Genomic DNA, 11,848 nt, shown 5'->3' on the forward strand with positions numbered 1-11,848 from the left:
ACGCAAGAGGCCCCGGACCAGTGGTCCGGGGCCTCTTTTCTCTGCGTGCGGGGTCTCAGTCCGCCGCGTTGCTCACCAGGGAGAGCTCAGCAGGGGAGGCGAGACCCGCGTGGCGGGGCAGGACCCGCACCGTGTACCCGAAAGGCCCCGAGCGGTCGATCGTGATGGGACCGGAGAAGAGCTGGCGGCCGCCGTCGAGGGGCTCGTCCGGCTCCAGCACGGCGTAGGAGCGCTCGTGGATGTGGTCGGTCTCGGACACCCGCCCGTAGCCGACCTCCACCGTGACGTCCTCGGGGGTGAGGGAGCCCAGGTCCACGTACGCGCTGACGGTCAGCTCGTCGCCGATCTGCGGCTCCTGGTGGACGCCCTGGGCGTCCACGTGCTCCACCCGCACCTGCGGCCAGGCCTCCCGCACGCGCTCGATCCAGTGCGCGGTGGCCCGGGCTGCTGCGCCGTCGTCCGCCGCCGCGGCACGGCCGGAGACGCACGCCGGGACGTAGAGCTGCTGCACGTAGTCCGTGAGCATGCGCCGCGCCGAGACGCGGGGCCCGAGCGTCGCGAGGGTGTGGCGCACCATCGCGAGCCACTGGTGAGGGACCGCGTCCGGGGCGGGGGCCGTCTCGTGCCGCGGCGCGAGGGCACCGGCCTCGGTGCCGTCGCCGTAGAAGCGGGGCGCCACGTGGGACTCGATGAGCTCGTAGAGTGCGGCCGCCTCGACGTCGTCCCGCTCGTCCGTGCTGGCCTTGTTGTCCGCGGTGGGGATGGCCCACCCGTTCTGGCCGTCGTACATCTCGTCCCACCAGCCGTCCAGGACGGAGAGGTTCAGACCACCGTTGATCGCGGCCTTCATGCCGGATGTTCCGCACGCCTCCAGCGGGCGCAGGGGGTTGTTGAGCCACACGTCGCAGCCCGGGAAGAGCACGCGTGCCATCGCGATGTCGTAGTTCGGCAGGAAGACGATGCGGTGACGGACCTCGGGATCGTCCGTGAACCGCACGAGATCCTGGATCATGCGCTTGCCCATCTCGTCCGCCGGGTGGGACTTGCCCGCGACCACCAGCTGCACGGGGCGCTGCGGGTCCAGCAGGATCCGCTTCAGCCGCGCCGGATCCCGCAGCATGAGCGTCAGACGCTTGTAGGTGGGCACGCGCCGGGCGAAGCCGATCGTGAGCACGTCCGGGTCCAGCACGGACTCGGTCCAGCCCAGCTCGGCGTCTGCGGCACCGCGCTTCTTCCAGGAGGCGCGCAGGCGCTCGCGGACGTCGCGCACGAGGCGCTCGCGCAGCACGCGGCGCACGGCCCACAGCTCGGCGTCCGGCACGTCGTAGACCTTCCGCCAGCGCGCGGCCGGGTGCAGGTCGTTCTCCTGCGGCTCCACGGCGAGGTCCCACACCAGCGGGTCGATCCACGAGGGCACGTGCACCCCGTTGGTGATCGAGGTGATCGGAACCTCGTCCACGTCGAAGCCCTGCCACAGGCCGTGGAACATGGCGCGGGAGACCGCACCGTGCAGCTTGGCCACGCCGTTGGCGCGCTGTGCGAGGCGCAGGCCCATCACGGCCATGTTGAACTTGCCAGGATTCCCGTCCGGGTAGGTCTCGGCGCCGAGGTCCAGAATCCGCTTGAGCGGCACGGCCGGGGTGAGCCCGGCGGAGAAGAAGTGGCCCACCTGGTCGCGCTCGAACCGGTCGATGCCCGCGGGCACGGGGGTGTGGGTGGTGAACACGGTGGCGGCGCGGACCTCCGCGAGCGCTTCCTCCCAGGTCATGGGCTCCGAGCCGTCCTCGGGGCTCATCAGCTCCTGGATGCGCTCGATGCCCAGGAACCCGGCGTGGCCCTCGTTGCAGTGGTAGACCTCCGGCGCGGCGGCGCCGGTGAGGCGGCTGTGAACGCGCAGCGCGCGGATCCCGCCCAGGCCCAGCAGCAGCTCCTGCTGCAAACGGTGGTCGCTGCCGCCGCCGTACAGGCGGTCGGTGATGTTGCGGGCGGCGTCGTCGTTCTGCCGGATGTTGGAGTCCAGCAGCAGCAGGGGAACCCGGCCCACGTCCGCGCGCCAGATCTGTGCGGAGAGGCTGCGCCCGTCCGGCAGGGGCAACGTGATCAGAGCGGGCGTGCCGTCCGCTTCGCGCAGCAGGGTCAGTGGCAGCTCGTCCGGGTCCAGGACCGGGTAGGTTTCCTGCTGCCAGCCGTCGCGGGACAGGGACTGCTTGAAGTACCCCGCCTGGTAGAGCAGGCCCACGCCGACCACGGGGACGCCCATGTCAGAGGCGGTCTTGAGGTGGTCCCCGGCGAGGATTCCGAGCCCGCCCGAGTACTGCGGCAGCGCGGGGGTGATCCCGTACTCGGCGGAGAAGTAGGCAATGGCGCGCGGTGCCTCCGGGCCCTGGGTGCGCTGGTACCAGTGCGGCTCGGTGAGATAGGTCTCGAGGTCCGCGTCCAGAGCGCGCACGCGCGCCACGAACTCCGGGTCCTGGGAGATCTGCTGGATCTCCTCGCGGGTGAGCGAGCCCAGGAGCTTCACCGGGTCCCCGTGCACAGCCTCCCAGGCATGCGGGTTGAGCGCGGCGAAGAGGTCTTCGGTGGGTTTGTGCCAGGACCAGCGGAGGTTCCTGGCCAGGCGCCCCAGCGGGGCGATCGACTCGGGGAGGACGGTGCGGACGGTGAACCTGCGGATGGCCTTCACAGTGCGAGCCTAGCGGCTGGGCACGCCGCCCGTGCCGCACGCCCCGCCGTGTGACACACCTCCGCATGCCAGGATCCCGGGGCCTTAAGAATCCCGGGGATAGTCGGTAACGTTGGTCACGTGTCGCAGCAGAACTCACAGCCCCATGGTCGTCGCCCGTCCCACGATCCCGCACCGGACGCCCACGCGGGTGACGCGCACCCGGACGTCGGCTCGCGCCTGACCCCGCCGGTGCCCGCCACGGGAGTGCCGGACGTCGCCCCGTCCGTCTCGAGCGCGGACGTCGCCCCTCACGCTAGTGCCGTGACCGCGGCGGACGACAGCCACGTCGTCGCGCGCGAGTCCCACGGGACCGGCAACGGGCGCACCGTCCCGGAGCCAGGGGTCACCCCGGAGCCGCGGCGCACCGAAATCCAGGGCACCGAGCCGCAGGACCCCGAGGATGACCCCATGGACTTTCCGTCCGCGGATCTGGTCTACGGACGCATCCCCGTGACCGACGTCAGCCCAGTGATCGAGGGCGGGCGCTTCCCGGCCACCGCGATCCCCGGCGAGGACATTCGGGTGGGTGCCACCGTGTTCCGCGAGGGCCACGACTCCCTGGGTGTGACCGCGGTGCTCTACGACCCCCAGGGGCGGGAGACCCAGCGGCGTCGGATGCGGCTCGTGGCCACCGGAACGGACCGCTACGAGGCCGTGGTGCGTCCGGAGTCCGAGGGCCGCTGGAGCTTTGCCGTGGAGGGCTGGTCCGACCTCTACGACACGTGGCACCACGCCGCCGAGATCAAGCTCGGGGTGGGCCAGGACGTGGAGCTGATGTTTCAGGAGGCCGCGCTGCTCTTCGATGCGGCGTCGAAGGAGTCGGAGCGCTCGTCCGAGGAGGTCCGTGCGTTCGAGGAGGCGTCCGAAGCCATGACGGACACCTCCCGCACACCCGAGGAGCGTTGGCAGATCGCCACCTCCGAGCAGATCCTGCGCTACGTCGAGGACCGGCCGCTGCGCGACCTCGTGACCACGTCCGCGCGCTATCCGGTCGAGGTCGAGCGCGAGGCCGCCGGGCGGGGCGCGTGGTACGAGTTCTTCCCCCGCTCGGAGGGCGCGACGTACGACCCCGAGTCGGGAACCTGGACCTCCGGGAACTTCCGCACGGCCACGCCGGCGCTGGACCGTGCCGCCCGCATGGGCTTCGACGTCGCCTACCTGCCTCCGATCCACCCCATCGGGCGCAACCACCGCAAGGGCCCGGACAACACCCTGACCGCGGGGCCCCAGGACCCCGGCTCCCCGTGGGCCATCGGCGGCCCGGAGGGCGGTCACGACGCCATCCACCCGGACCTGGGCACGTTCGAGGACTTCGACGCCTTCGTGGCCCACGCCCAAGGGCTCGGTCTCGAGGTCGCCCTGGACCTCGCGCTGCAGGCGTCCCCGGACCACCCGTGGGTCCAGGAGCACCCCCAGTGGTTCACCACGCGCGCGGACGGCAGCATCGCCTACGCCGAGAACCCGCCCAAGAAGTACCAGGACATCTACCCCCTGAACTTTGACAACGACCCCCAAGGCCTCGCGGCCGAGGTGCTGCGGATCGTGGAGCTGTGGATCGGCCACGGGGTGGACATCTTCCGGGTGGACAACCCCCACACCAAGCCCCTGTGGTTCTGGGAGTGGCTGATCGCCCGCGTGCGCGAGAAGCACCCGGACACCGTCTTCCTCGCGGAGGCCTTCACCCGGCCGGCCATGATGCGCGGGCTTGCGAAGGCCGGTTTCGAGCAGTCCTACTCGTACTTCACCTGGCGCAACACCAAGGAGGAAATCGAGGAATACTTCGAGGAGATCTCCCACGAGACCTCGGGCTTCTACCGCCCCAACTTCTTCGTGAACACCCCGGACATCCTCACCGAGTACCTCCAGTTCGGCGGTCCCGCGGCGTTCAAGGTGCGAGCCGTGCTCGCGGCCACGGCTTCCCCGCTGTGGGGCCTCTACGCAGGCTTCGAGCTCTTCGAGCATGTGGCCCGCCCGGGGGCCGAGGAGTACATCGACAACGAGAAGTTCCAGCTGCGCCCGCGCGACTTCGATGGTGCCCTGGAACGCGGCGAGTCCCTCGCGCCGTACGTCACCCGCCTGAACCAGATCCGCAGAGACCACCCTGCGCTGGGGGACCTGCAGAACCTCACCGTGCAGGCCACCTCGGACGACGCCGTCGTGGCCTACAGCAAGACCAAGACGGTCGAGCACGGGGGCGTGGAGGTGCGGGACACGGTCATCGTGGTCGTCAACACCGATCCCCACGCCACGCGCGAGGCAACGGTCTGGCTGGACCTCGACTCACTGGACCTGCGGGACGAGGACTTCAACGAGGACGGCTCGTTCTGGGTGGACGACCTCATCTCCGGCGCGAGCTGGAAGTGGGGCAGTCACAACTACGTTCGTCTGGACCCCTACGTGGAGCCCGCACACGTGCTGAGCATCCGCCGGGACGTCAAGTGACCCGCCGGCCGCCGCGCGCCGCGGCACTCCGCGGTCATGGCGGCGGCCCGTCGAGTCCCGTACCTTTCACGTTCGTCACACTTGTCTCTGCGAGAGGGCAGTCCCGCACACCATGAGCACCACTCCTTTCCACCTCAACGCTCCCGGGATCGCCCACGACCCCGAGTGGTACCGCAAGGCCGTCTTCTACGAGGTCCTCGTGCGCGCCTTCTCCGACGCCAACGGCGACGGCTCCGGTGACTTCACCGGCCTGATCGACAAGCTCGACTACCTGCAGTGGCTCGGCATCGACTGCCTGTGGCTGCCGCCGTTCTACGAGTCCCCGCTGCGCGACGGTGGATACGACATCTCCGACTACTACTCCGTGCTGGACGAGTTCGGCACGGTCAGCGACTTCAAGCGTCTCGTCGCGGAGGCCCACGCCCGTGGCCTGCGCGTCATCACGGACCTGCCGCTGAACCACACCTCGGACCAGCACCCGTGGTTCCAGGCCTCCCGTGAGGACCCGGAGGGGCCCTACGGGGACTTCTACGTGTGGTCGGACACGGACGAGAAGTACGAGGACGCGCGCATCATCTTCGTGGACACGGAGATCTCGAACTGGACCTTCGACCCGGTGCGCCGGCAGTTCTTCTGGCACCGCTTCTTCTCGCACCAGCCGGACCTGAACTTCGAGAACCCGAAGGTCGTCGAGGCGGTCTTCGACGTGGTGAAGTTCTGGCTGGACATGGGTATCGACGGCTTTCGCGCGGACGCAATTCCGTACCTCATCGAAGAGGAGGGCACCAACTGCGAGAACCTCCCCGGAACGCACGACTTCCTGGTGCGGCTGCGCGAGATGGTGGACCGGGAGTACCCCGGGCGGGTGATCGTCGCGGAGGCGAACCAGATGCCCCACGAGGTCGTGGAGTACTTCGGCACCGAGGAGGCGCCGGAGTGCCACATGTGCTTCCACTTCCCGATCATGCCGCGGATCTATTACTCCCTGCGTGATCAGAAGGCCGAGCCGATCATCTCCACCATGGAGAACACACCGCAGATCCCCAAGGGCACCCAGTGGGGCACCTTCCTGCGCAACCACGACGAGCTCACGCTCGAGATGGTCACGAGCGAGGAGCGCCAGGCCATGCTGGGCTGGTACGCACCGGACTCCCGGATGCGGGCGAACATCGGCATCCGACGCCGTCTGGCGCCGCTGCTCGACAACTCGCGAGCCGAGCTGGAGCTGGCACACGCGCTGCTGCTCTCCCTGCCGGGCTCCCCGTTCCTGTACTACGGGGACGAGATCGGCATGGGGGACAACATCTGGCTCGACGACCGTGACGCCTCACGCACGCCCATGCAGTGGACCCCGGACCGCAACGCGGGGTTCTCCACCGCGGACCCGGGCAAGCTGTACCTGCCCGTGGTGCAGTCGCTGGTCTACAACTACGCGCAGACGAACGTGGAGACCCAGCTGGCGTCCTCGTCCTCGCTGCTGCACTGGATCCGTCAAATGCTCATGGTGCGCAAGGCCCACCCGGCCTTCGGCATGGGCGAGTACGTCAACGTGGCCACGGACCACGAGTCCGTGCTCGCATTTCTGCGTCGCCTGGACCCCGAGGACTCGGAGGACGGCGTGGGGGAGACCCTGCTGTGCATCTTCAATCTCTCTCACGTGCCCGCGAGCTGCTCGGTGCACCTGGCCGAATACGCGGGCCGTGGCACCCGGGAACTCTTCGGCGGCGAGCCCTTCGGGTCGTTCTCCGACGAGGGCGACTACCGGATCACGCTCGGTTCGCAGGACTTCTTCTGGCTGCGGCTGCGCACTGCCCCGGCCACGGACGGCAGCCATCCGGAGACCGTGGCGATGCCCATCATCAGGCCCGCACGCAGCGAGTGAGACCGCGCGGGTCCGCCCGTGCGAGCGCGACAGACAGTTCCAGACGAAAGCGGGGAGCCCACATGACGGATCAGCAACTTCTCGACCGGCTGCGTGAGTGGCTGCCGCTCCAGCGGTGGTTCCCGTTCACGGCCACCCCGGACCAGCTGAGGCTGAACGTGGTGGGCCGCACGGACGTCGGCGGGGACGACCGCTGGGAGTCCGAGCCCGGCACGCAGCGCACCATCTACCTGGTGCAGGTCACCGTGGGCGAGCGTACGGAGCTGCTCAGCGTCCCGGTGGTGGGCAGCATCCGGGAGATTCCGGAGCTGGAGCGGTTCGCGATCGGCTCCTACTGCGTGGGCGGTCCGGACCGCCCGCTGCCCGAGCAGCTGATCGCGGGAGCAGAGGCCTCGGCGTCCTTCCTGCGCCGCGCGATCTCGCAGGCCGGTTCGCTGCTGGAGCGACGTCGCGGCTCGCGTCACGGGACCCAGGGTGGGGCTCGCAGGGCGGCGGACGACGCCGCGTCGTCGGGTTCCGCAAGGCCGGGCACTGAGGCTGCCGACCGTGTGAGTGGTACGGAGGCCGCGGACGACGGCGCCACGCTGCACCTCTACGATGCCGTGGGCGAGCCCGGTTTCCTGGACCGCGTGCTGCGGATGATGGACGCGCAGCTCACCGAGGGAGGGGTGCTGCGCCACGGCATGGGTCTGCACGGGCGCTACACGGGCGCGCTGAACACGGACTACCGGATCTCCTCCCCGGAGCAGGTGCACGTGATCTCCTCGGAGCAGTCCAACACGTCCGTGATCCTGCGTCCCGCGCAGACCGCGGACCGGACGGACGCCCTGGGCGGGGACGCCGTGATCGTCAAGTTCTTCCGCGTGGTGGGGGAGGGCCGCAACCCGGACGTCGAGGTCGGCGTGAAGCTCACCTCGCACGGCTCCACCGCGGTACCGGCCACCGCAGGCTGGCTCGACGCTCAGTGGCGCCAGGGCCTGGTCACCACGTCCGGGCAGCTCGCCGTGGCCGCGCAGTTCCTGGACCACTCCGAGGACGCGTGGGCCATGGCGGTCTCCGCCGCCACGCAGGGCAGCGACTTCACGGACCTCGCGCGGGACCTCGGGGCCACGACGGCGCGCGTGCACGCCGACCTCCTGGGTGCCTTCGAGCCCGTCACGGTCGACGACGCCGCCCGGCGTCGTTTCCTGGAGGACCTTGCCTCGCGCATCCGCTGGGCCTGGGAGTCCTGCGGGGAACGCTTCGAGTCCCTCACGCCACAGGTCGACGCACTGCTCGAGGAGCTCTCCGAGACCCGGAGCATCCCGGCCCTGCAGCGCATCCACGGCGACTACCACCTGGGGCAGGTGCTGCACAGCGACTACCAGGGCTTCCGCATCCTCGACTTCGAAGGCGAGCCGCTGCGTCCTATCAAGGAGCGGGTGCGCCCGGACGTGGCGCTGCGCGACGTCGTGGGAATGCTGCGCTCCTTCGACTACGCCGGAGCCATGGCCGCCAAGGAGACGGAACAGGACACCGAGGAGTGGACGCGCGCGGTCTCCGACGCGTTCGTGGCGGGCTACGGCACCACGCGCGGGGACGTTCTGGACACGGACTCCGTGCTCTACCGGGCGCTGTGGCTGGACAAGGCCCTCTACGAGGTCGTCTACGAGCAGCGCAACCGACCCGACTGGGTGCAGGTCCCTGCGGCCGCCGTGGTGCGCTCGCTTGAACGTGCACGCTCCCGTAACGTGAGTCACGAAGCCCACGAGAGCCAGTCAACGCCGTCGAGAACCGAGGATTTCGTGACCACCGAGCACCCCCAGAACACCGGCCCCGCACCCTCCTCCGAGCCTGCCGCGTCCTCAGAGCCCTCACCGTCCGCTGACCCCCGGGCCACGGAGGGGACGACCGCCCGTTCCGACTCCGACGCCTCCAGCCCCGCGCGCGGGGCCCGTCACGCCACGCGTCCCTCCGGTGGAGATGCCGCGTCGGCGGCCTCCGGCCCCGCCGGCGGGCCGGTGCCTGTCGCCCAGGACGTCCTCGCGGCGGTCGCCGAGGGCCGTTACCACGATCCCCACTCCGTGCTCGGAGCGCACCCCAACCCGGATGGCTCCGTGACCATCCGCACACTGCGGCGCTTCGCGACGCAGGTCTCGGTGCGCACGCCGAACGGCACGTTCCCTCTCGAGCACGAGTGGGGTGGCATCTTCACCGGTGTGGTCCCGGCGCACGACGAGGGCCAGATCCCCGACTACCGCGTGGACCTGACGTACGCGGGCAAGGACCAGGAAGAGGTCGACGACCCGTACCGCTTCGCCCCCACGCTCGGCGAGTTGGACCTGCACCTCATCGGAGAGGGCCGCCACGAGACGCTGTGGACGGTTCTGGGCGCGCACGTGCAGCACTACCCCTCGTCCCTGGGCGACGTCTCGGGTGTCAGCTTCGCGGTGTGGGCGCCCAACGCCCAGGCTGTGCGCGTGATCGGCGACTTCAACGGCTGGGACGGCTCCGAGCAGGCGATGCGCTCGCTGGGCTCCAGCGGCGTGTGGGAGCTGTTCGTGCCCGGCATGAAGTCCGGGGACACCTACAAGTTCCGCATCTGCGGGGTGGACGGCGCGTGGCGCGACAAGGCGGACCCCATGGCATTCGGCACCGAGATCCCGCCGTCCACCGCGTCGCGGGTCTTCGACTCCGAGTACGAGTTCCAGGACGCCGAGTGGATGGCTCGGCGCGCGAGTACGGACCCCCACAACGCGCCCATGAGCGTGTACGAGATGCACATCGGCTCGTGGCGCATGGGACTCGGCTACGTCGACCTCGCGCGGGAGCTCGTGGAGTACCTCACGTGGCAGGGGTTCACGCACGTGGAGTTCATGCCCGTGGCCGAGCACCCGTTCGGCGGCTCCTGGGGCTACCAGGTCACCGGTTACTACGCGCCGTCCTCGCGCTTCGGCTCCCCGGACGAGTTCCGCTACCTCGTGGACCAGCTGCACAAGGCGGGCATCGGCGTGCTCGTGGACTGGGTCCCGGGGCACTTCCCCAAAGACGAGTGGGCGCTCGCCAAGTTCGACGGCCAGCCCCTCTACGAGCACCCGGACCCCCGTCGCGGCGAGCACAAGGACTGGGGCACGCTGATCTTCGACTACGGTCGTCGCGAAGTGCGCAACTTCCTCGTGGCCAACGCGAACTACTGGCTCGAGGAGTTTCACGTGGACGGGCTGCGCGTGGACGCTGTGGCGTCCATGCTCTACCTCGACTACTCCCGCAACGACGGCGAGTGGGAGCCCAACCAGTACGGCGGCCGCGAGAACCTGGAGGCGATCGGCTTCCTGCAGGAGGCCAACGCAACGGCGTACCGCCGCAACCCCGGCGTCGTGATGATTGCGGAGGAGTCCACATCCTTCCCGGGTGTCACCAAGCCAACCAGCGCGGGCGGTCTGGGCTTTGGCATCAAGTGGAACATGGGATGGATGCACGACAGCCTCGAGTACATGGCCGAGGATCCGATCAACCGCCACTACCACCACAACAAGGCCACGTTCTCACTGGTCTATGCGTTCTCGGAGAACTTCATCCTGCCGATCTCGCACGACGAGGTCGTCTACGGGAAGGGATCGCTGCTGCGCAAGATGCCGGGCGACCGCTGGCAGCAGCTGGCCAGTGTGCGCGCCTACCTCGCGTACATGTGGGCACACCCCGGCAAGCAGCTGATCTTCATGGGGACCGAGTACGCCCAGGAATCCGAGTGGTCCCAGGAGCACGGTCTGGACTGGTGGCTCTCCGAGACTCCGCCGCACCACGGCGTCCAGGAACTGGTGAAGAGCCTGAACGAGGTCTACCGCAGCACCCCCGCGCTCTACTCGCGTGACAACGACCCCTCGGGGTTCGAGTGGATCGACGCGAACGACGCCATGCGCAACACCCTCTCGTTCACCCGGTGGGACGATCAGGGCAACCCGCTCGTGAGCGTGGCGAACTTCGCCGGGAACACCCACGAGAACTTCCGCCTCGGTCTGCCCTGGGCCGGCGAGTGGGAGGAGGTGCTGAACACGGATGCCGAGGTCTTCGGCGGATCGGGCGTCGGAAACCTGGGGAAGGTGACCGCCAACGAGGGCGCTTTCAACGGTGCCCCGGCCTCGGCAGAGCTCACCGTTCCCCCATTGGCCGTGCTCTTCCTCAAGCCGGTCAGCCACGCCGCGCTCGAGGACGGCCGCCAGGCTCGAGAGGAATGACGACCGCAGTTGTCTCCCGCTGGAGTGGGAGACAACAGACGACGAACCCGCGAACGGCCCTGAGCCGCCGCGGGTTTGTCGTTTCCCAGGGGCGCGTGTAGTGTCTTCCGAGTTGCCCCGGCGACCGCGAGAGCGGGACGAAGGGCCGCAGGATCCGGGGGATCCACCCAGAGCACCCGCGCTGCACAGCAGCGAAAACGTGTGCTATGGTAGGTCCCCGTAAGCAAGCGGATGGCGGTTGTGCTGCAGATCTTCACCGGGTGTTCACCCGGAGTTGCGAACGGCAAAGCTGAACGGTAAGCTTGCGGATCGCAACCAAGCGAAAACAGCTTGTCGAAAATAAGCCAGGTCGTTGTGGTGTGTTGTTTGTCAACTCAATAGTGTGTCTAGTTTGTTGATACCAAAGTTTTATATTTTTGGTTGATGGCCCGACGCCTTTTCAGGTGTTTTCCCGTTTCCTGGGGGTGTTGGGTGTCAGCTGGGATCCCACCTGGCCGCCATGTTTGTGGTGGTGGGTGGTTTCTGTTGAAGTTTTTTGACGGAGAGTTTGATCCTGGCTCAGGACGAACGCTGGCGGCGTGCTTA

The 11,848-nt window shown here is 68.8% G+C and carries 4 protein-coding genes; 3 read left to right on the plus strand and 1 reads right to left on the minus strand.

All coding sequences use genetic code 11. The features are described 5' to 3' along the window. Window positions 1-55: 55 nt before the first annotated feature. Window positions 56-2,683, minus strand: a complete 2,628-nt coding sequence (glgP, locus tag D8M39_RS06405) for an alpha-glucan family phosphorylase (RefSeq protein ID WP_126874658.1) — start codon at window positions 2,681-2,683, stop codon at window positions 56-58. A gap of 450 nt (window positions 2,684-3,133) precedes the next feature. On the opposite strand from glgP, the gene D8M39_RS06410 reads away from it, so the two are divergent. The 3 genes from D8M39_RS06410 (at window position 3,134) to glgB (ending at window position 11,263) form a co-directional block, all read left to right on the plus strand. Further along, a complete protein-coding gene (locus D8M39_RS06410; protein WP_126874661.1) occupies window positions 3,134-5,167 on the plus strand; it encodes an alpha-1,4-glucan--maltose-1-phosphate maltosyltransferase in 2,034 nt (677 codons plus the stop codon). Window positions 5,168-5,279: 112 nt separating this feature from the next. Continuing rightward, on the plus strand, window positions 5,280-7,049 hold the full coding sequence (treS, locus tag D8M39_RS06415) for a maltose alpha-D-glucosyltransferase (RefSeq protein WP_055086238.1): 1,770 nt from the start codon (window positions 5,280-5,282) through the stop codon (window positions 7,047-7,049). Between the two features lie 62 nt (window positions 7,050-7,111). Continuing rightward, entirely contained in the window at window positions 7,112-11,263 is a 4,152-nt protein-coding gene (glgB, locus tag D8M39_RS06420; RefSeq protein WP_126874659.1) for a 1,4-alpha-glucan branching protein GlgB, read from the plus strand. Window positions 11,264-11,848: the final 585 nt, after the last annotated feature.

The sequence above is a fragment of the Kocuria sp. HSID17590 genome, from assembly GCF_003989485.1.
Lineage (GTDB): Bacteria > Actinomycetota > Actinomycetes > Actinomycetales > Micrococcaceae > Kocuria > Kocuria salsicia.